19 protein-coding genes and 1 tRNA gene are annotated in these 19,993 nt (G+C 41.4%); 10 read left to right on the plus strand and 10 right to left on the minus strand.

Annotated features, from left to right (window positions below):
* A complete protein-coding gene (locus AWH66_RS12140; RefSeq protein ID WP_063606871.1) occupies positions 1 to 741 on the plus strand; it encodes a type 1 glutamine amidotransferase in 741 nt (246 codons plus the stop codon).
* A gap of 203 nt (positions 742 to 944) precedes the next feature.
* Here the strand turns inward: AWH66_RS12140 and AWH66_RS12145 are convergent, their stop codons facing one another.
* Positions 945 to 1,304 carry a glutaredoxin family protein gene (locus AWH66_RS12145; protein ID WP_063606872.1) on the minus strand — a complete coding sequence of 120 codons (360 nt, stop codon included), beginning with the start codon at positions 1,302 to 1,304 and terminating at the stop codon, positions 945 to 947.
* Positions 1,305 to 1,412: 108 nt separating this feature from the next.
* The gene (gene norR, locus AWH66_RS12150; protein ID WP_063606873.1) at positions 1,413 to 2,996 is read right to left on the minus strand and encodes a nitric oxide reductase transcriptional regulator NorR; all 1,584 of its coding nucleotides are present in this window, start codon (positions 2,994 to 2,996) and stop codon (positions 1,413 to 1,415) included.
* 303 nt (positions 2,997 to 3,299) lie between these two features.
* On the opposite strand from norR, the gene hmpA reads away from it, so the two are divergent.
* Positions 3,300 to 4,499, plus strand: a complete 1,200-nt coding sequence (gene hmpA, locus AWH66_RS12155; protein ID WP_063606874.1) for an NO-inducible flavohemoprotein — start codon at positions 3,300 to 3,302, stop codon at positions 4,497 to 4,499.
* A 27-nt stretch (positions 4,500 to 4,526) separates the two neighbouring features.
* Here hmpA and AWH66_RS12160 read toward each other — a convergent pair whose 3' ends face one another.
* From AWH66_RS12160 to AWH66_RS12175, 4 genes are all read right to left on the minus strand, one after another.
* On the minus strand, positions 4,527 to 5,066 hold the full coding sequence (locus AWH66_RS12160; RefSeq protein ID WP_063606875.1) for a hypothetical protein: 540 nt from the start codon (positions 5,064 to 5,066) through the stop codon (positions 4,527 to 4,529).
* Positions 5,063 to 5,599 (minus strand): YaeQ family protein, encoded by a 537-nt coding sequence (locus AWH66_RS12165; RefSeq protein WP_063606876.1) that lies wholly within the window; start codon positions 5,597 to 5,599, stop codon positions 5,063 to 5,065. Before AWH66_RS12165 ends, AWH66_RS12160 begins: the two co-directional genes overlap by 4 nt.
* A gap of 144 nt (positions 5,600 to 5,743) precedes the next feature.
* Complete coding sequence (locus AWH66_RS12170) at positions 5,744 to 5,953, minus strand: cold-shock protein (protein ID WP_006069560.1); 210 nt, start codon at positions 5,951 to 5,953, stop codon at positions 5,744 to 5,746.
* A 436-nt stretch (positions 5,954 to 6,389) separates the two neighbouring features.
* Positions 6,390 to 7,553, minus strand: coding sequence for a threonine/serine exporter family protein (locus tag AWH66_RS12175; RefSeq protein WP_063606877.1), 1,164 nt, complete (start codon positions 7,551 to 7,553; stop codon positions 6,390 to 6,392).
* A gap of 469 nt (positions 7,554 to 8,022) precedes the next feature.
* Between AWH66_RS12175 and AWH66_RS12180 the strand changes: the two genes are divergently transcribed.
* A tRNA-Gly gene (locus AWH66_RS12180) sits at positions 8,023 to 8,097 on the plus strand.
* Between the two features lie 214 nt (positions 8,098 to 8,311).
* On the opposite strand, the gene AWH66_RS12185 is transcribed toward AWH66_RS12180, so the two are convergent.
* A complete protein-coding gene (locus tag AWH66_RS12185) occupies positions 8,312 to 8,743 on the minus strand; it encodes a hypothetical protein (protein WP_083400025.1) in 432 nt (143 codons plus the stop codon).
* A gap of 610 nt (positions 8,744 to 9,353) precedes the next feature.
* Between AWH66_RS12185 and AWH66_RS12195 the strand changes: the two genes are divergently transcribed.
* Together AWH66_RS12195 and AWH66_RS12200 are read left to right on the plus strand one after the other, a co-directional pair.
* Positions 9,354 to 9,821 carry an HAD family hydrolase gene (locus AWH66_RS12195; protein WP_063606880.1) on the plus strand — a complete coding sequence of 156 codons (468 nt, stop codon included), beginning with the start codon at positions 9,354 to 9,356 and terminating at the stop codon, positions 9,819 to 9,821.
* A gap of 104 nt (positions 9,822 to 9,925) precedes the next feature.
* Positions 9,926 to 10,147 carry a hypothetical protein gene (locus AWH66_RS12200; RefSeq protein WP_124942187.1) on the plus strand — a complete coding sequence of 74 codons (222 nt, stop codon included), beginning with the start codon at positions 9,926 to 9,928 and terminating at the stop codon, positions 10,145 to 10,147.
* A 43-nt stretch (positions 10,148 to 10,190) separates the two neighbouring features.
* On the opposite strand, the gene AWH66_RS12205 is transcribed toward AWH66_RS12200, so the two are convergent.
* The 3 genes from AWH66_RS12205 to AWH66_RS12215 all read right to left on the minus strand — a co-directional run bounded on the left by AWH66_RS12205 (position 10,191) and on the right by AWH66_RS12215 (position 14,332).
* Positions 10,191 to 11,378, minus strand: a complete 1,188-nt coding sequence (locus AWH66_RS12205) for a multidrug effflux MFS transporter (protein WP_063606881.1) — start codon at positions 11,376 to 11,378, stop codon at positions 10,191 to 10,193.
* A gap of 157 nt (positions 11,379 to 11,535) precedes the next feature.
* Entirely contained in the window at positions 11,536 to 13,524 is a 1,989-nt protein-coding gene (locus AWH66_RS12210; protein WP_063606882.1) for a peptidase U32 family protein, read from the minus strand.
* 91 nt (positions 13,525 to 13,615) lie between these two features.
* Positions 13,616 to 14,332 (minus strand): GntR family transcriptional regulator, encoded by a 717-nt coding sequence (locus tag AWH66_RS12215; protein ID WP_063606883.1) that lies wholly within the window; start codon positions 14,330 to 14,332, stop codon positions 13,616 to 13,618.
* Positions 14,333 to 14,537: 205 nt separating this feature from the next.
* Between AWH66_RS12215 and AWH66_RS12220 the strand changes: the two genes are divergently transcribed.
* The 5 genes from AWH66_RS12220 to AWH66_RS12240 all read left to right on the plus strand — a co-directional run bounded on the left by AWH66_RS12220 (position 14,538) and on the right by AWH66_RS12240 (position 19,826).
* Positions 14,538 to 14,945: a glycine zipper family protein gene (locus AWH66_RS12220; RefSeq protein ID WP_063606884.1), complete on the plus strand. Its 408-nt coding sequence runs from the start codon at positions 14,538 to 14,540 to the stop codon at positions 14,943 to 14,945.
* Positions 14,946 to 15,116: 171 nt separating this feature from the next.
* Positions 15,117 to 16,511, plus strand: a complete 1,395-nt coding sequence (locus tag AWH66_RS12225; protein WP_063606885.1) for a coniferyl aldehyde dehydrogenase — start codon at positions 15,117 to 15,119, stop codon at positions 16,509 to 16,511.
* A 291-nt stretch (positions 16,512 to 16,802) separates the two neighbouring features.
* Positions 16,803 to 17,861, plus strand: coding sequence for a hypothetical protein (locus AWH66_RS12230; protein ID WP_063606886.1), 1,059 nt, complete (start codon positions 16,803 to 16,805; stop codon positions 17,859 to 17,861).
* 180 nt (positions 17,862 to 18,041) lie between these two features.
* Positions 18,042 to 18,818 (plus strand): helix-turn-helix transcriptional regulator, encoded by a 777-nt coding sequence (locus AWH66_RS12235; protein ID WP_063606887.1) that lies wholly within the window; start codon positions 18,042 to 18,044, stop codon positions 18,816 to 18,818.
* 207 nt (positions 18,819 to 19,025) lie between these two features.
* Entirely contained in the window at positions 19,026 to 19,826 is an 801-nt protein-coding gene (locus tag AWH66_RS12240) for an SDR family NAD(P)-dependent oxidoreductase (protein ID WP_167360949.1), read from the plus strand.
* Positions 19,827 to 19,993 lie beyond the last annotated feature (167 nt).

Here is a 19,993-nt window from a genome sequence, read left to right on the forward strand (position 1 = left end):
ATGAAGATAGGGATATTAACGTGCGGCCATGTGGACTCGCCATTATCAGATGACCATGGTCAATACGCAGACATGATAGAGGCCTCTCTCTATGAGGTCAACAATGAGTTCACTTTTCAGAACTACGATGCGACAAAAGGAGAGTTACCTCATCATGATGAATGCCATGGGTTTATAATCACAGGTAGTGTACACAATGCTTACGATAATCATCCCTGGATTTTGAAACTCATGGACTGGATAACGCGCTGTGAAGCACGTCGACGTCCATTAGTAGGCATCTGTTTTGGTCATCAGCTTATTGCGAGAGCTCTCGGCGGCACGGTGCAAAAATCGGAAAAAGGATGGGGACTTGGCAGTTACGAAGTTCAAATCACCGCTCAGAAGAAATGGATGAATCTGTCTGTAGACTCCGCGCGTCTTTTGGTGAGTCACCAAGACCAAGTGATTATTGTCCCTGGCGGCGTGAAAGCTATTGCTACTAATGATTTCTGCCCTAACTTTATGCTTGTGAAAGATAATCATATATTCACAGTACAAGGACATCCTGAGTTTAGCTCCAGCTTCACAGAAAAATTGGTAGAGAAGCGAAAGCATCTCCTAACACCTCAGCATTATGACCAAGCGTTCATCGAGATAAGCAAAGCACAAGACTCTGCGTTAATACTACATTGGATTGATAACTTCTTTGTAATGGCACAGCAAGGTAAGTATGCCGAAAACTTGCAACAAGCTGTTTAGCGGTAACTAGGAAACTAAAAAGAGCTCATATTGAGCTCTTTTTTTGGGGGTATGATACAAAAACGAGTTTGAGACTCAGTCGCTGAAACCGCCGTCACCCCTGCGTAGTCAGGTAGGGGAGCTACTCAAAACTCCCTTCAAGCCTAGGGAACATTCCGATCTTAACAACTAGAAACACATTGGAATGACGATTTGTTTAACGCCTAAGCAAACTCTTTTTGTAGATAAGAAACAATGTCGGAAGACTCATACATCCATTTCTCTTCACCACCTTGAGTGATCTTCAGGCAAGGTACTTTTACTTTACCGCCACCCGCTAGAAGCTCGTCACGTGCAACAGAATCGTTTTTAGCATCTTTCAATGCAATGTTGACAGATTGACGTTTCATTTCCCTACGAACCTTCACACAAAAGGGACACGCTTCAAATTGATAGAGCTGCATAGATTGCGCTTTTTGATCGGCTTGTTGCTGTGCTTCGGGAGTGCGTTTAACGCCACGTGGAGAGAAAACGAAATTTAATAGCAGTATGATTTTACCAAGAATAATACGGATGAACTTCATAAATAACCTGTTGAGCAGTCTTGTTGTTTTTTAGAAAATTATAATGACGGTATGCGAGACATACCGTCGGATATTAACATCTTATTTACGATTCTGGTACGGTAAACATTAACTGCGAGAAAGGGTGTGGCTTTTGGTCACACTAATTCCCAATCGCTTCGATAAGCGAATCAGGTTAGCTCGATCAGTTTTAAGGACTCTGCTTGCCTTAGCCCAGTTATAATCGCATTCTATTAAGGCATTGGATATCAAGCTTCTTTGATATTCTTCGGTGGACTCTCGAATGCCTTTCGAGTGGTCAATCATTGGCGCACTTGTTTTACTCTGCTTTATCGCAGTGAGACGGCTTTCATCGTTAAAATGACCACAGTCGTCAATGCTTACGGTGACCACCTTCTTATCAAACAGCCTTGCTTTCGCTTTGAGAGCTGCTCGGTTAATAACATGTTCTAGTTCTCGAACATTACCGGGCCATGAATAGCGGTTCAAATGAGATACGACATTTGGACTTAGCTTGATTTGGTTAATGCCAAGCTTACGTCGAGCTTGCTCCAGAAAGAAACCAGCCAGTAGCTCTATATCGCCGTTTCTTTCACGCAATGGCGGTACAGAAATTGGGTAAACACTAAGTCGGTGATAAAGATCTGCACGGAACTTGCCTTGTTCAACTTCTTCTTTGAGTTCACGGTTGGTTGCGGCAAGGACTCTGACATTGATCTTTTGAATCTCATCCTTACCGACAGGTTGAATTTCGTTATTCTGCAGGGCTCGTAAAAGCTTACTTTGTGCAGCAAGTGGGAGCTCGCCAATTTCATCCAAAAATAGTGTCCCGCCATCGGCTAGCGCAAATTTACCCATGCGATTTTTATCTGCACCAGTGAACGCCCCTTTTACATGGCCAAACAACTCACTTTCGATAAGGTTTTCAGGAATTGCCGCACAGTTAACATAGACTAACGGATTTTGACGGCGAGTTGATTGGTAATGTAGATTACGTGCCACCAACTCTTTACCAACGCCGGTCTCGCCGTGAATCAAGATATTAAAATCTGATGGCGCGACAATTTCGATATCAGATTTCAACACGCGCATTAATTCGCTATCACCGATCATATCGCTGCTATCTCGTTCCCAAGCTTCGACGTTGAGCTCTTCAAGCAGTTGTTTAGATTGCTTGGCTTGGTATTCCAGCTGAGAGAAAGTTAGTGCCATTTTTAATGTGGATGCAGCAATGGCAGACAATACTTCTAGACTGCGCGTCGGAATGTGGTCAAAAGCGTTAGTCCCAAGGCTATCGAGGGTGAGGGCACCCAACATCTTGTCGCCAAAAATTAAAGGCAAACCCATACAAGAGTGCATTGGAAGATCGCCATGGTGGTCAATGAGCAAGCCATCAAATGGGTCAGGCAACTCAGAATCGGCATCAAAGATAACCGGAGATGTTGATGCGCAAATCTGAGCAAATCTTGGATGTTCGCTAATAACGAACCTGCGCCCTAGAGTATCGCGGCCTAAGCCTTGCATCGCGAGCGGGACAAGCGTATCACCTTGAAGTGATAATAAGGCAACACAGTCACACATGATGGTTTTTCTAATGGTATTGATAAGCGAATCGAAGCGTTCTTGGTCGTTATTGCTGCTGGCTAGGCCAATGGTCAGCTCCATTAAGTTGGAAGGAGAAATGTCTTGCATAGGAGATTACAACTTATGGTAATGAGTATGCTAGGCATTATAGAGTCATATTGACCCAAATTAAAGCGGTCATTTTGACCGATATTTAATAGTTAATTCTTGAATAAGCGAGGGTTTTTAAGGTTTTAAGAACTGGCACGCTCTGTGCTAAGTAGGTAATCGTTGAAAAACAAATAAGTGTGATTCTCAACTCGCACTATATCCGAGAGAAATATCTCACGGGACACAACTAAAACTATAAAAAAACAATATGAGACAGTCGAAGTTCGTACTGTAAAAGTCTAAGCCTTCTAGGGAGCGTATATGCTAAATAACAACCATATTGAAATCATCAAGAGCACAATTCCATTACTCGAGTCTGCAGGTCCTGCTTTAACTCAGCATTTCTATCAAAGAATGTTCTCTCACAACCCTGAGCTTAAGGACATCTTCAATATGACGCACCAAAAGACAGGGCGTCAAAGTGTTGCTCTATTCGAAGCTGTTGCTGCGTATGCTAAAAATATTGAGAACTTAGCAGCGCTTACTACAGCCGTTGAACGTATCACGCACAAACACACTAGTTTTAATATCAAAGCGGAACATTATCAAATCGTTGGTCACCACCTCATTGAGACTTTAAGAGAGCTGGCGCCAGATGCATTTACCAAAGAAGTTGAAGAAGCGTGGACTGAAGCTTACTTGTTCTTAGCGCAAATCTTTATTGATCGTGAGGAAGAGCTATACCAGTTGCGTGAAAAAGCGACTGGTGGCTGGCGCGGTACTCGCCGATTTGTTGTAACCGATAAAAAGCCTGAATCTGAACTGGTGATGAGTTTTGTTCTTACTCCAGAAGATGGTGGTAAAGTTCTTGATTATGAAGTAGGGCAGTACCTAGGTGTACAAGTCACACCTTCAAAAGGTGAGAATGTAGAGATCCGCCAATATTCTCTTTCACAAGCTCCAAATGGTGAAAATTACCGGATCTCTGTTAAGAAGGAAGGAAATAACAGCGATCAGCTAGGTCTGGTATCTCACTATTTGCATGATGAAGTGGAAGTGGGTGCAGTGATCGAAATACTGCCTCCAGCAGGGGACTTCTTCTACACAGAAGTTAATAAGCCAGTCGTTCTAATTTCGGCAGGTGTTGGCTGTACGCCAATGCAAGCGATGCTTCAACAGTTGGCAAAAGATGGAAAATCCGACCCTGTTACCTACTTACATGCCTGTGAGAACGAACAGCAACATTCTTTCATTGATGAGGTAGATACGATCGTATCAGCAAAAGGTTGGAACCATAGAGTGTGGTATCGTGAACCACTTAGTGCAGAGGGTATCAATAATTCGAGCACAGGTTTAATGGATCTGGCACAAATCAAAGATGCACTTCCAACAAACGTTGGTCACTTCTATACCTGTGGTCCGGTTGTCTTTATGGACCATGTTGTGAAGCAACTTGAGTCGATGGGGGTTGAGCGAGAAAGAATTCATTACGAGGTATTTGGACCTCATGCCAACCTTTAATCACCGATAACGGGTTGACTCAGCTAGCTAGTTAAACCATTTCTCAAACCACCGTTTCCATCCAGAAGACGGTGGTTTGTTTGCTTCAAATTCTCGAAAACCAAGATAATAGCTTTGGTTAAAGTCGGTACGTAGAGCATCAGCGCTTTGATCGAGCAATCCACTAATTGCGTTACTGGTTTGTGTCGCGTGATCATTCGCCAAACTATAATCCATACCCAGATAGCCTTGAATATATAGCCATATATGCGTGACGAGTTGCAACTCTTCTAACACCGGTATCCGAAAAGCCTTCGCATGTTTTTTTTCAAGTTGTTGATCGAATACGGATTTCATTTCAGAGATTTGCTCTATATGAGATTCAACTGAGGAAAGGGCTTCAATGTTTAACTTAGTGAAAAGGCCAAGAAGCAGGTGAGTTGGGCTAGATCCTGGCTTGTTCTCTTGAGCTGTTGCGTACAGCAAGTTTTCTCGTTCACACAAATTATCCAGTGCTTCAGACTGAGCGTCGACAAGGTGAATTTGATTAACCCTAATACTGTTGAGCGCTTCCCTCAATTCGATCATTTGTCTTGCAGCTCCTCAATCGTCACTTCTGCTGAGCCGGTTTCTGCGTCAACAAACAATGAAGTACCGGTAATCATGACAGAGAGATCCATCGTGCGAGTGACCAGTGAAGAGAGGGCTTCAATCGAGTCATTATTGAAGCGGTACACGCTAGCATCAAGGTAACCAAATTTGCCTTGGTTTTGCTGCCACCATACATCGCTTTTGGTGTTGAAGCTGTATACTTTGGTCTTTTTAGCCAAGCGTGTCGCTTTTTTGACGCGCTCTACGTCAGGCTCACCGATATCAATCCACAGTAAGGTTTGATCATCTAGAGATTTTTCCCAAATATCAGGCTCTTCAATCGTTGATAGCCCCTTTGTGAACTGCAGATCAGGAGAGGCATTGAGACAAAAAGCCATGAGCCTTGCCATCATGCGCTGATGATTTTCGGATGGATGCAGAGCAACGGTCAGATTAAGAGAGTCGTAATAATCTCGATTCATATCCGTTAACGCTACGCGAAACTTATATATGGTTGGTTTTAGTGCCATGGGAGTGTCTAATTCGTAGAATAGTGATGTCTATAGTACGCTTCTGGGCGCAAAAGGGTATAAACAATAGAACGAATGTGCTTCAAGTGATATAAAAATAGCCAGCTAGGCTGGCTATTTATCGAAGGTATTGCTTACTGGCAGTTAAACCAAAGTAATCTCTTCAGCTTGAGGACCTTTTTGGCCTTGTGTCACTTTGAATGCCACTTTTTGACCTTCAGCTAGCGTGCGGAAACCGTCTGCTTTGATGTTGCTGAAGTGAGCGAACACGTCAGGACCATTTTCTTGTTGAATGAAGCCAAAGCCTTTAGTTTCGTTGAACCACTTAACTGTACCAGTAACTGTGTTAGACATATCTATATCCTAAATTTTACTATCTTTTGTTTCTTGTTTGCCAAATCCGGCAGCTATAGCGTGGAAAAGTAAATTGCTATTGCGTACAACGCGTCGGGGGAATTCCGAGAATTCAACGAATGCCTTTTGTAAACAATGGAACTAATTTTCTAGCCAGTGATGAATATAAGGTAGTTCTTACCTAAGTCAAAGATAGTTACTTGGAAAGTTGCTGAATATTTGAAGTTCAGCTCGTTTTTAAGTGTCAATTACATGACATTTCAAACAAACGAGCTTATTTTTATGATCTAAGTCAATACAGGTGTTGTTGCTATAACTTGTTGATATAAAACATTATTTCGACTAGTGAATTAATAGTTTTGTAAAGATTTTGCAAACAATTCTATTATTATGAACTCCAATGGAGTTCTATAAAATAATCTTCTTACTAAGTATTTTATCGCTCAATCTTTGGTGAGTAGATTGAATATGCGGTTATTTGTCCGGCTACGATAGCAGAAAACATAAATAATGCGGATAAACCGATGTTTGGTATCGGAAGAATCGATTGTTCGAACACTGATTGACTTGCACTAACGAGAACGCGGCTACCAGGAACAAGAATAATAATGCCTTGAACAATATAAATTGAGCCTGTTAGATCCAAGCGTTTGGCTACCCATGTTCCGTATAATGTTATCAACACAGTAGTTACCCAAGTACCGACGATCCAGCCGCTATCAAAGCCTAGATAAAATGGTCCCCACATGCCTAGTACAGCAACAGGAAGACCTAACAAAATATCCTTAGGTCTAGCGTTGAAAATCACACCGATTGAGGTAGAGATAAGTAGCAATCCAAAGCAATGAAGCCAGAGTGGTACTTCATTGGTATAAGAGAGTGACTCTGCTTGTCCCCAAAGCGCTTCGCCTATATTTAATCCCATTATCGCCCCTATAAAGAGTTTGATGAGGGTGAGGGCACTTTGTCCCAAGAGTGCTGTGCCTGAAACGAGATCATTGAACGCCAAACACTCTAAAGAGTTAGCAATGGATAGGCCGGGCACAAATAGTACCACCGACGCAATACATAGCGCCCAAATAGGAATGGCCGCACCTGTACTTGCAATGAAGGCAACCAACACGCCTGTCAATAACGCAGACACAAACTCAACTGCAATGGAGTTGCGACCTTTATAAATAAGCTGGCAAATCCAAACCATCAAACCTAACAAGATAGAGAAGCCAATCGCTTCAAGCGTACTTCCTACCAACATAAGGTAGGCTGGTGGAATCCCCATATTGGCGAGGGCAACCACCCATTTAGGGTAACCAACGGGTTCAGGAAGTGGTTCGTTACTTGGTTGGTTGATACGAATAATGGTGTTAGCAAGTAAGCTGAGGTTAATGGATGCTGGCTTTAAACGCTTCATTACCACGGTGTTGTTTTTATCTGGAAACTGATAGTTGATAGCGGTTGGCGTTGCTTGAACCATAACATCAAGACCGTGCTTTTGAGCATAGTATTGCGCGTACTTTTCCACTTTATATGGAGCACAACCACTTCGATGAAGTGTGTCGCCAATTTCTACGATTTTTCTAATGGTTTGTGGAGAAGGCATAGTTCCGTCTAATCAATTAAAAGCACTCGACTTAATGGCGTAAAGGTAACAGAGCTTAATAGAATTATCGAGAGTGAATATTCGAAATACTGTCAATTCTATGCAGTTTTATAGTGGCGAAACTGTGAAAAGTGCAAGCGATTGCGTTCACTGCTCTCTATAGGGAACTTAGCAGTAGATTATCGACAGTGTTACTTGAATTATTATTGGCAAAAGAGATATTCTGCACCCGGCCGTTTACTAAACGACTAACTTTGGTGATTGCTTGGGTCAGCTACATAAATTCAGCGTAAATCACCATAAAATCCATAAGTTTGTGGGGTCTGTCACAGTTTAACTGGAATCAGACATTTGAAGCGAGTAAGAATTGTTCGTTAAGAATAAAAAATGTGCAAACAAACACTTAAGTCCTAATTAGTGCTTTTCTTTTGTCTCAGATATGGCATATTAACTCTCGTTCCACGATGATGCGTGCATCGTATAATGGCTATTACCTCAGCCTTCCAAGCTGATGATGCGGGTTCGATTCCCGCTGCACGCTCCAATTTCTCCCCCATGTTATTTACTCTTCACATAACACCTGAAACAACTAAGTATTCTAGAATTACCTTCCTAAGCTTTCGCTCGCCATAAATGAACTACACCATTTAGATCAAAAGTTGTCTGCTTGGACATCTAGGGTCTTCAAAAATCGTGTCTGCTTATGTTGCAGTGATGATAGTACCGCCCGACTTGCATAGAGGCGGCACATAATAATATTAATAGAACGTTACCTTCGCGTTATATTCTACTTGGTCATCATCGCCCACAACATTCTTGTAGTAGTCAACAGTAAAGTAAATAGGTTTGTCCTTTTTGACTTTTTCAGCAATCTTCTTGTCTAAATTCTTAACAGACTGGAAGTCATATACATGGAAAGTGTAACCAGGTTTTAGGTTCATCTCTTTAGCTTGTTTGCTCGTAATGTAAGTTTCTCGATAGATGGGAGATAAGTAAGAATCAAACTGCTGTCTAACCTCATCGCCATCCGATACTTCATATCCAAAATCATTAACAACCAACGTGCCCCTTTGTAATGATTCCATGGACGCATCCATGTTCTCTTTATCTGAGCTTTGTGTTGCAGTACAAGCGATGATTAGTATAGAAAAAGATACGAGCATCATGAGTCTGAAAATAGATTTATACATATTTAACCTCATACTTCCTTTTAGTGTTAATTTAGTCATTAGCCAGAGTGTTACTGACAGCTATATTATAGGCAAGATTATGAGTAGTTCCATTGGTTGATTTTATCTATGGCAGTTATTTTAAGAGTTGAAGGGTGACAAGGCGTTTTTTATAAAATGATATGGGGCAGTGCTAAGTTAAAAATGCATTAAATCAAAATGCTATCGTGTTTTTTATCTCTAGAATCCGTACTCTAATAAATACTCAAGTGGCTAAATAATTGGCTAACTCTAAATCCACTCATCAGAATAGTAATCTATTCAAACGTTAATTAGGTGTCCTTTATACGTGTAAAATGACTATCGTATTGATAATCAAGGCTTTTATTGATTTAGTAATGCTAAAGTCTCTTTGAAGTATAATTCAGTAGTCGTTGTGATATCTTCGCATTAAGATTAAATCACGATATTTCAGCTAAGCATGAGATTACTTGGATTTACAATTAGCACGAGTTAATCGTATTGTGATTAATTTGGTTTTGTTTGTTGAGATTTATAATTAACCTGTATTTTATTGAGGGTTTCTTTTCGATAATTGTTTAAATGAAAGAAACTTCTTCGAGGAATAGATATGAGTATTGAAATACCTATACCAAATTGGTCTAAAACGATTAAAACGGTATATTTTGGATTTGATGGTACGTTAGCTGAGGATGGAAAGCTCATTGGGGGCGTCGAAAATAAGCTAAGAGAGCTTGCTTCATTAGTAGATATTTACGTGTTAACTGCGGATACATTTGGCACTGCCAAAGACGTTTTGTCATCTCTACCCGTTAATGTAGTCACTTTAGACCACTGTAATACTCAAAGACAGAAAAGCGAGTCTATGTCTACACCATCCTCAAGCTCTGTTGCTATTGGTAGAGGTCTAAACGATGTACTTATGCTTGAAAAAGTGACGTTAGGCATTGTCGTTCAGACAGCGGAAGGCGTTCACCCAAAAGCACTTATGCGAGCAGATCTAATCTCTAACAGCATTCACGAAGCCATCGATTTACTTTTGAATCCGAAAAGATTGGTATCTGGTTGTCGTATATAAGTTCATTAGCAACATATTCAACATAACTAATATGCGGAGCAATCCAGTGGAAAGTTAACTGCTTACCAGTTGAATACGAATTAATAACCACGTGAGAACAAGAAATGAAAAGAAAATTAGTACTAATGATATTAGTTGCACCACTAACTCTATTTGGTTGTGCAAACAACATACACCAAGCCCCTAAACCGGTGAAAACTGAGGTTCAGCATTATTGTGAGGCGAATGGTGGTAGCTTTATATCCGCTTCTAATGAGTGCAAACTCGAAGATGGCAATATTATGGATGCGACGGTTTATTTTCAAGATCATCAACCGGACTATTAATCATAATACTTGCTGATGTTATGTCTTTAGTGATTCCTTGGGTTTAGGGAGATGAAGATGATTGCTCTGCATTAAATCCGTTGCGGATATTTGTGAATGTAATTGCTGCGAAGAGCGTTATCACCATTGATAAATGCCAAGGTTCACTCAAACCTAACCGAACCAATCCCATACTAACCAGGGACGATACAATCATCTGCCCACCTCCAGATAACGCGGCGGCGACACCTGCTTGTTTTTTGTATGGAAGAAGGACCATTGCTTGAGAGCAAGGGAGTGCGATGCCGTTACCTAAAATCATCAAAAACTGACCTATCATTAGATAGATAGGTTCGAGGGGAGAGAGAAATAACCAAAGTGCCGCAATTAAATGTATGAGAGGCGTACAAAAGAGCATGTTCCTTGTACCGATGATAGGACGTATTCGATTACATAGTGTCGTACCTAATATCATACCGAAAGCCGGGATAAGCGCCCATAATGCGTACTCATCAGAATTCATACCAATTTGATTCTGCATGATAAAAGGCATAACGGATACGGTAGTGATCATTAAACTGAAGTTCAGCCATCCGATACTGGCGAAGCTCATAAAGTAGGTCGAACGCATCAGTTCCCAGTATTGGCACAGCATTTTTCGTGGAGATGGTATTGAAGATTTTTGAGCTACTGTTTCTTTGAATTGGAAAGCAATAACGATCCAGGCCAATGCGACATAACTAAACAAAGAAACGAAAACCATGCTCCAACCGAAATGGAAGTTAATGAAACCACCGAGGACTGGCGCAACGACAGGGGTTATGGAAGCGGCCATTGCGATGTAGGACATAGCAATTGGAAGATCAGCACCGTTAAACTGGTCTCTGGTTGATGCTCTAGCGAGTACGGCACAGCATCCCGTCCCTAAGCCTTGTAAAAATCGGCCTAGTACCATCCCTTCAAACGTACTCTGAAAGACAATTATTGTTATTAGCCCCATTAAGGAGATGATGAGTCCCGATAGCAGGACTTTTTTTCGTCCCACAGCATCTGAAATGGGACCATACAAGAATTGAGATGGTCCGAAACCCAATAAATAGATACCGACTAGAAGCTGTGCTTGGTCCAAAGAGATATCAAAATCAGCAGCAATCCAAGGCAGTGATGGGAAGACTAAGCCCATACTCAACTGACCAACGCTAATAATTAGGCAGGCGAGTAGTATTACTTTGTAGCGAATTCCATTTGTCATTGGTGTTCCATCAAGAGATGCTAAGACTAGGGTGAGGGGTTGGGAGTTGAATTTGTATTACATGATACTCTGTTTATTTCGATCATGCGCTAGGTTTGAATGTAAATCTTGGTAAAAAACCAACGGTAACAATGGGCTACCGCTGGCTCGGTGGGGCTTAAATACCTTTCGAATATTGGTGGTTAGTTGTTGGCGAGATGAGAGTCGCTATAACAGCACCTGATGTTTGCTCTGGTTTAGCTAGCCAATGCAAAAATGTGTTGATAATTAGCTGCTTATCGTCGTTGACCTTAGTTTCTGTTTGAATGTCGCGCATATCAATGAATACATCCGTAATTAGATCGTTGTGGTCATTGAGTACTTCTAGGTTTAGAACATTCAGCTCACTATAAAGGCTGTTAAACGAGCCTTTTTGTTTATCGACCACATATGGGTTGTCTTTTAAGTTAATAATGGATGTACGTTTACTGCATCGTTTCAAACAGCCATTGTTTACCTTAATCTTTTTACATCCTTCAGTTTGTTGGAATAAGCACTGACGACTGGTAAGTAACGTATTTGGATGATAAACACTGTAGAACGTTCGCATGGTAGTTGGGCGGCGGATGTATTTGAGCTGTTTTTTGCTCAGTTCATTCGATAAGAATGCGCCACTGGCGTGGTATTCGTCGTTTAAACATTTGAGCGAATACGAGTTCGCAGTGTTCATCTGAGGGCCAGCGATCCAATTCAGCCCAGTAAGTTGTGCGTAAAAGCCGACACCTGAATTATTGGTTATCAGCATCGATGGATTAATGGCATCTAACAGCTGTTTCGCCGCCTCAAAGTCATCACCAATTAAAATGGCAGGGAACCATGGTTTGAGTCGAGGACTAGCTTCAAAGAGCGCAATGAGTGATGCTAACTCAGCTTTTAAACCCATAGGCAATTGATAGTAGACATCGACATTATCGTTAAGCGTTAGACTCACGTCCTGTTCCGATGAAACAAGTATGGAAAGGCGCTTTTCACTACCAATTGTCAGGGTTTCAGGTAGAGGCGCTAGTGTAGGAGCTTCAATGGAGCCTTTTAAACTGGTCGCGGTATTTGTTGTACCGAGGCCCATCGCCGAAATTTCAGATTCAACATGTTGAATAATTTTGGTTTTCTTATCGTAAAGACGGCGTTTTATGGACTGAATTTCATCACTGGTAGTGCACTTATAGACCGTTGAGAAGTGCTTTACTGCGTGATCACGCGGGTTGTCGATATACATGTTTTTTCCAAACTCACCTTGCAGGAAGCCATTGGAAAAATCACGATTAAATACGGTGTAAAGATCGGTTGTATCATTGGAAAGTGCTTCGCCGTCGCACAGACGGTCAATTTGTTTTCTCCAGTTATCAACGACAGTATAGACGTAATGAGGCTTCTTAATACGGCCTTCTACTTTGAGAGAATAAACTCCAGCATCGGCTAATGCTTGCAGATCATTAAAAGCGGAATTGTCTTTTAAATTTAATGGGTAATCGGAACCTGCTTTTGTCGTTTCATACTGCTCACGACACGGCTGGCTGCAACGTCCGCGGTTGCCTGACGCACCATTACGAGCAGAGCTAATATAGCAAAGGCCAGAGAATCCAATGCAATATGAACCATGGACAAAGACTTCCATTAACACGTTGTGCTGGTGGCCGAATTTGGCTAAATGACCAATCTCTTTGATATTCAACTCGCGCGAAAGATTAACTCGACTTACCGTCATCTGCTTTAAGAACTCAATTTGCCCAGTATTGTGGGTATTGAGCTGAGTAGATGCGTGCACATCTAATTCAGGAAAATGGTGCTTGAGTAGGTAAGCAAGTCCTAGGTCTTGAACGATGACGCCGTCAATATCAGTTTGTGCTAGCTGAGCAAGCAGTCGCATGACGGCTGGAATCTCACTCTCTAGGATCAACACATTAAGCGTCACGAAAATCTGGCAGTTGTTAGCGTGTGCGAGTGCCAAAACACCTGTTAAGTTTTCTAAGGTTAAGTTTGCTGCACGGTTCCTAGCGTTAAAGCGGTCTAGCCCGCAATAGACGGCATCAGCGCCTGCCGCAATTGCTGCTTTAATAGATTCAACATCACCACCAGGTGCTAAAAGCTCAAACTGATCTCGTGTCACAACTTATACCCTACCAATAAAAACGAGGGCGTATTCTACGGGAACTGAAGCAGAATTTCTCACCTTATTAACTGTAAGGATAAGCAAGGTGCTAACGTTTGAGTGAAACCGCGACCGATTCATAGGTGAAGAGAGGATTAGAACCAAGCACCATTGACTCCCCGAGTACCGATTGAATATTGACAAGGTAGTTGGTTAATAACTCACGATAATCGGAACGTGCTGAATAGATCGCTTTGTGCACTACCATGTCGAGCTCACTTGGGGCATACAAACGTCGCCACTGTTGGCAGTGATGAATAGTATAAAGTCGTAAGTAACGCCTCAGGTTTTGCAGCGACTGATGGATAGCGCGCTGCACCACCACAGCTTTGTTTGTTGGGATAAGCAATTCAAACATTCCCACTAAATGTTCATCGATATGGTAAAAATTGGGCAGGTCAGGACCATTCAGTTTAGTGCTCTCGCCAAATTTGCGAAAGTGACAAAGCAACTGGTACTCCTGAACTACCTCACCGTTTTCTTTTTCAGGCGCTACTCTTTTGTTAGGTAATAGTTGGTGGCACAAGAAGTCAACAATGCTGTTTAGTTCGTCCATTGATAGAGGAGCAACACATGCTCCATGATTAGGACGATAGTGAATAAAACCAGTATGTGATAATGCTTGAACAGCCTCTCTTAGAGGTGATAAGCCCAGTGAGTAGCGTCTAGCGAGGTCTTTAATTACTAATCTTTCTGATGGTCTAAGAAGTTGCTCTATGATGTCTTTTTCGAGGTATTGTTGTGCTTTTACTTTTATGTTGCTCATGATTGTTAATTTATAAAAGAATTTCTTCAATTATGTTTAGCTAACCTCGAAGTAAATAGAGTAATTTTACGGAATGATTAATTAAGGCTAATTCTGATTCAGTAAAATTACGGTACGACTCGTAACTTTTAATGTGCATGCTAATTCAATGTTTGACAAATAGAGTAGTTAAAGTATGAAGAAGCTAATAGTAGCAGGAATGATAATGAGTGCGTCTTTTTTATCAATGGCACAAGAACCAGTGAAAGGTGGAGACATTATTGACCAAAAATCCAAGCTTATTTTCAACTACGATAATGTCACAAAGGATGTTGCGGAGCAGGAATTGGCACACTGTCAAAACCTAGCAAATCAAACTCAAGAAGAAGTGACCTCTTCGCGAGGCAGCGGAGCTAGAGGGTTGCTTAAAGGGGCTGCCGCTGGGGCTGCAACAGGGGCAATTGCAGGCGGTAGTGGTTCTGACGCTGCAAAAATCGGTGCGGCGGGTGGACTCTTGGTCGGTCGTGTAGCGGGCAAAGGAAATGAAAGTGCGCAACAGCAAAAGAATTTAGAAAATTATAAGACCGTGCTTCGCAATTGTATGGTTGAGAGAAAGTATGAAGCACTTAACTAAATAGGATGCTTATCTAAAGCTTATTTCAAAGACGCTAGGTTATGAATGACTTAGCGTTTTTTTTAGGCAAGAATAGCTGATTTTTATGCAGTAATTTGCAGGATATTTTACCGATGCGTAAGTCGGTTATTTATTGTGTAGTAAAAGCTTGCTAACAACGTGGAATATCCTATGAACATAAATAACCGATTTCAAACCTCAATTGATGCGTATAAGGCGAATACTAACCCCTCCTTAGATCAACGATTGGAAAAGCTTCAGAAATTGAAGCAGCTTCTTGTTGGTAACATTGATACGTTTGCTGAAAGTATCGGCAAAGACTTTGGACAGCGCAGTTTACAAGACACGATGCTCGAAATCCTACCTATCATCAACAATATCAATTACACCATCGATAACCTAGAGAAGTGGATGCAACCGTCACTGCGCCATCCGGGAGTTTTATTAGCGAGTACTTCGCAAGCGCAGGTAGTTTATCAACCTAAAGGTGTGGTTGGCATCATTAGTACATGGAACGCACCATTAATGGTGACGCTAAATCCATTGACCACCGCATTGGCTGCTGGTAACCGCGTGTTAATCAAAATGAGTGAGTTTACACCGAATCTAAACTCAGCTTTGAGGAATGCACTCGCGACTGAATTCAGAGAAGATGAAGTGTGCGTAATCGAAGGGGAGGCGGATGTTGCTGCACAATTCAGTGCACTACCTTTTGATCATATTTTGTTTACTGGTTCAACAACAGTTGGAAGATTGGTCATGAAAGCCGCAGCGGAGAATCTCACACCAGTCACGCTCGAGCTTGGCGGGAAGTCTCCAGTTTTGATAGATGAAACCATTACTATTGCCAAAGCCGTTGAACGTATCGTTGTAGGTAAGAGTGCGAACAACGGCCAGTATTGCATAGCACCGGACTACGTTTTATTGCCAGAGGATAAACTAGAGGCTTTTATTGCTGAATATGTAGCACAATATCAAGAGCTGTTTGTTGATGGTGTCGATTCATTAGAGATGACGTCACTGGTAACGGAAAGTCAAATGACGCGGATTCATAATTATTTGGAAGAGTCGCAAAGAAAAGCAGAGCAGATAGTATCATGCCACCCTAATGGATATCGCTTTGAAGATCGATTGTTATCTACTCAGCTTATTATCAATCCAGCTGCAGATTCTTTGGTAATGATGAATGAGATTTTTGGGCCACTATTACCTGTAATCACTTATCAAAATTTGGCAGAGGCACTTGATATTATCGAATGCAATCCGAACCCGTTGGCGCTTTACTTAATGAGTGAGTCAGATGAAAGACAAGATTGGGTGACGAAGAACATAAAGTGTGGTGGGATGTGCATTAATGATGCTTTGTTCCACGCCGCTGTTGATGATGCGCCATTTGGTGGTATTCGAGAGTCTGGAATAGGGGCTTATCACGGTATAGAAGGTTTTCATACCTTCTCTCATGCCAAAACCGTACTGAAGACTGGTGACATATCTGTAGTAAAACAGATGTTTCTGCCAGGAGATAATGAAGTCAAGCAGATGATATCAACGTTATTATCCATCTAAATAATAAACCAGCTTGTAATGAGCTGGTTTTTTAATATGAGTCAAAGGTTAAAATCAGTAAATTTACCGTATTAAATCTTAGTGAATTGGTTTTTTTAAACTGGACAATCTTACCCTGTCGTAATGTCCGCTTTTGATAAATTAATTAATGTGAAGTGCCGCACGTGAATAAATAAAGTTTCAGTAATATTACCGTATTTATACCATGTTGGTTGATTCAATATTATCCCCATCGAAGGACGTTTACGTTCAAAAACATAAGTAAACCAACATTACTATCGGGATACAAAAATGAAAAAACTGGCCATTGCTATCGCTATGATCTTGTCGGCACCTGCTTTAGCAGAATCAGACGCAGCAACTATCTCAGCAGAGCAATCATCTGCAGCAAATATCTCAGAGCTATCTTCTACTGCTGATAAACCAAATAACTTGTACGATTTTATTGAGAACGATAAATTGTCTGGTGTTGCTTACGCAGGGGCAGAGCTAGGCGGTAACGTATTATTTGATGACCAAGCAGATGGAAACTTTGACCAAACTTATATGTTTAAAGTAGGTGCGGACTTAAGTTATTCGGTGACAGATAGCTTTTCGATTCTAATGGGTGGTGAAGCTCGCTACGCTTGGAGTGGATTAGATACAAAAGTAGAAGCGACAAACTATGTCGACCGCTTTGTATTTGGTACTAAAACGGTAGCAGGTGTCACGACTTTTGGTAAACAATGTGGTATTGCGGATGTATACCTTGGCTTTGGTGATATCTCTAAAGAGTACGGTTTAGGTGCAGAAGCTGATGAAGCTGCGTGTACTGACGAGCAACTTAACCACCACTATTTTGGTGAAAACTTCGATATCGGTGCAGCATGGGAACACACTAATGATGCATGGGCTGTTGGTGGTTCTGCAACGGTAGGTCCAGTTGTTATCGGTGGTACTTATGTGGATATCGCAAAAGGTGAATATTCAACAGACGCAGTCGACCGCAGCGAAAAAGTCTACACGATTGGTGCGGTAGCAGTATTTGATAAGTTTAACTTTGCTGCAAAATACGATTTTGCTGACGTAGAGTCAGATGGAACCAATGCGGTAAATAACGAGGAAACAGAGGGTTATGCACTAGGTATCGCTTACCAAGCGACAATGAACCTTTCTATCTCATCGACATATAACTCGGAAAACTACAATTTCGATAAAGAGAGTAACAAAGGTGGAACATTTGATAAAGACGACTGGTTCACTATCGGTGCTTCATACCGTCTTAACGAACACCTTGAGTTAGTGACTGATTACAAATTCACATCTGAAGATGATGACAAGCTATTCCTACGCGCTAACGTGAACATCTAATTTAGTCTTTGACACTGTTCTATTTAACCCTTTGCCAGTAGCATTAGCTACTGGCCTTTTTTTGCCAAGAATTAACATTTAATAAAATCCCAATTTTTAGCCCACACGTTGACACTTTTTCCAGATGGGCTAGCTTTAAAAAAACTATAACTATTAGTCTGTTGTATCGCGAGAATTAGAATGAAGAGTACTTTTGAAGAGTTGTTAATGAGTCAATCAGAGCGACTGACTGCCTCAAAACCTAATGAGTTTCTGGACAATTTTGTAGAACTTGCTGAAGAAGCATTAGAGTGGTTCAAGCTCGATAGGCTAACAGTGTTTCCAAATTCGATGATTCTTCTCAATGATGGAAAGACGATCTCCGTCTCCCGTAAAGGTATCCCTCCACTCGAAAAACAACGATTCCTTAGAGGCAACTACAAAGACTATCTAAGAATCTTACGTTCAAGACAAACGTGGCAGATATTTGACAGCGAAGCGTTATCCAAGCACTCATTAGATCCGGTAAAAGAACTCTATCGTGAAGGTGCTAGATGGCACGGTATCATTCGTTTGGAACTATTCGGTCAAACGTGGGGAGCGCTTGCCTTTTCCCGTTTTAGTTTAGATGAACCGCCATTATCAGAGGAAAACTTAAAGCGACTTCGCTTGTTGTGTGATATTTGGTTATGCTTCTGGCAGCATGCAACCATGACTCGTAATCTAAGTCTTGATGATAGCAATGCCGTTGATGAGAGTGAGAAGCTGCTACTTTTGAGCAAAAAACAATGTACAGTTCTTACTTTACTCGCCCAGGGCTATACAGCAAAACAGTGTGCCGAAAAGCTGTTCTTGAGCCCAAGAACTATTGAGTCGCACAAATATCGAATGCTCGATATATTGGATTTGGATAATCATACAGAACTAGTGCAATTTGCGCTTAGGAATGGCTTAGGTATCGAATCCGTTGACCGCTAACTAACATATTTTACCAATTCTTAGCCAATTATCTTATCGATTATAAGGGGTGATAATCCTTTACCCCTTAAGTACTACTATTGCAGTATTAATTACTGCATATTCCTGCATAGTCAGTTCGTATACTTCCTCTCAATAATAGAGCAGCAGTTCTAAAGAAAAGTCGAATTTCAATTATCGAGAGAGAACCAACGTATGAAAAGCATTATGAATAAGACCGTTCTTGTAACAGGTGGTGCGAGCGGCATGGGTAAGGCTTATGTGGAGCGTGCAGTTGCAGAGGGCGCAAAAGCCGTCATAATCTGGGATTTAAACCAAGACGCATTGGAGCAGGTTAAGCAAGAGTTTCATGGTAGCGAGACTCAATTATACACGTTTCAAGTCGACGTTACTGATACTCAGTTGGTTTATCAAACTGCGGAAATCATTCTGAAAAATATCGGTGCGGTCGAGCTCTTAATTAACAATGCGGGTATTGTTGTGTCTGAACACTTTATTGACCACGACCCAAGGAAAATTGATCTATCAATGCAAATAAATAGTACTGCACCTATGCATATCGCGCGTGCTTTTTTACCTGCAATGGCGGAAGTAGATGAGGGTCATATCGTCAATATTTCCTCTGGTGCCGGTTTCATGTACTGTCCAAGAATCACAGTGTACTGTGCTAGCAAATGGGCAATGTTAGGTTGGTCTCAGGGATTACGCGTGGAACTCGCTGAGACACTACCGCATATCAAAGTTACCACTGTTACTCCTGGGCACATTGATACAGGAATGTTTGCCGGTGCACATTCTAAGTTAATGCCAATGATTTCGACAGATGAAATGGTCGATGCGGTTTGGAAGGGGATTAAAAAGAACAAAATACTCGTAGCACGACCGCGTGCTGTAGGAGTTATTCCATTTATTCGTGGTTTGGTTGGTTTTCGTGGTTGGGATTGGATCTCTAAGATAACTGGCACGAATGACTTTATGGCCGGGCATAATGATACTCGTAGAAAATAATAATTACGGTATATAATTACTCAATTCGAAGCCGTATCTCACTGTATATTTTGGTATGGGTACGGCATTAATTTATTTCAACATACCGCCTTCACAAAATTCCATTCGTTCTTTCCGGTGCAGTATTTTTACCGATCATTTCACAAGCTCAGTTTTTTAAAATTGAA

It is taken from the genome of Vibrio barjaei (genome assembly GCF_001639065.2).
In the GTDB taxonomy this organism is placed as follows: Bacteria; Pseudomonadota; Gammaproteobacteria; order Enterobacterales; family Vibrionaceae; genus Vibrio; species Vibrio barjaei.

Excerpts from the sequence above, each read along its gene's own strand:
- AWH66_RS12140 (WP_063606871.1), top strand. The coding sequence starts at position 1 with ATGAAGATAGGGATATTAACGTGCGGCCATGTGGACTCGCCATTATCA.
- AWH66_RS12145 (WP_063606872.1), bottom strand. The coding sequence starts at position 1,304 with ATGAAGTTCATCCGTATTATTCTTGGTAAAATCATACTGCTATTAAAT.
- norR (WP_063606873.1), bottom strand. The coding sequence starts at position 2,996 with ATGCAAGACATTTCTCCTTCCAACTTAATGGAGCTGACCATTGGCCTA.
- hmpA (WP_063606874.1), top strand. The coding sequence starts at position 3,300 with ATGCTAAATAACAACCATATTGAAATCATCAAGAGCACAATTCCATTA.
- AWH66_RS12160 (WP_063606875.1), bottom strand. The coding sequence starts at position 5,066 with ATGATCGAATTGAGGGAAGCGCTCAACAGTATTAGGGTTAATCAAATT.
- AWH66_RS12165 (WP_063606876.1), bottom strand. The coding sequence starts at position 5,599 with ATGGCACTAAAACCAACCATATATAAGTTTCGCGTAGCGTTAACGGAT.
- AWH66_RS12170 (WP_006069560.1), bottom strand. The coding sequence starts at position 5,953 with ATGTCTAACACAGTTACTGGTACAGTTAAGTGGTTCAACGAAACTAAA.
- AWH66_RS12175 (WP_063606877.1), bottom strand. The coding sequence starts at position 7,553 with ATGCCTTCTCCACAAACCATTAGAAAAATCGTAGAAATTGGCGACACA.
- AWH66_RS12185 (WP_083400025.1), bottom strand. The coding sequence starts at position 8,743 with ATGTATAAATCTATTTTCAGACTCATGATGCTCGTATCTTTTTCTATA.
- AWH66_RS12195 (WP_063606880.1), top strand. The coding sequence starts at position 9,354 with ATGAGTATTGAAATACCTATACCAAATTGGTCTAAAACGATTAAAACG.
- AWH66_RS12200 (WP_124942187.1), top strand. The coding sequence starts at position 9,926 with ATGAAAAGAAAATTAGTACTAATGATATTAGTTGCACCACTAACTCTA.
- AWH66_RS12205 (WP_063606881.1), bottom strand. The coding sequence starts at position 11,378 with ATGACAAATGGAATTCGCTACAAAGTAATACTACTCGCCTGCCTAATT.
- AWH66_RS12215 (WP_063606883.1), bottom strand. The coding sequence starts at position 14,332 with ATGAGCAACATAAAAGTAAAAGCACAACAATACCTCGAAAAAGACATC.
- AWH66_RS12220 (WP_063606884.1), top strand. The coding sequence starts at position 14,538 with ATGAGTGCGTCTTTTTTATCAATGGCACAAGAACCAGTGAAAGGTGGA.
- AWH66_RS12225 (WP_063606885.1), top strand. The coding sequence starts at position 15,117 with ATGAACATAAATAACCGATTTCAAACCTCAATTGATGCGTATAAGGCG.
- AWH66_RS12230 (WP_063606886.1), top strand. The coding sequence starts at position 16,803 with ATGAAAAAACTGGCCATTGCTATCGCTATGATCTTGTCGGCACCTGCT.
- AWH66_RS12235 (WP_063606887.1), top strand. The coding sequence starts at position 18,042 with ATGAAGAGTACTTTTGAAGAGTTGTTAATGAGTCAATCAGAGCGACTG.
- AWH66_RS12240 (WP_167360949.1), top strand. The coding sequence starts at position 19,026 with ATGAATAAGACCGTTCTTGTAACAGGTGGTGCGAGCGGCATGGGTAAG.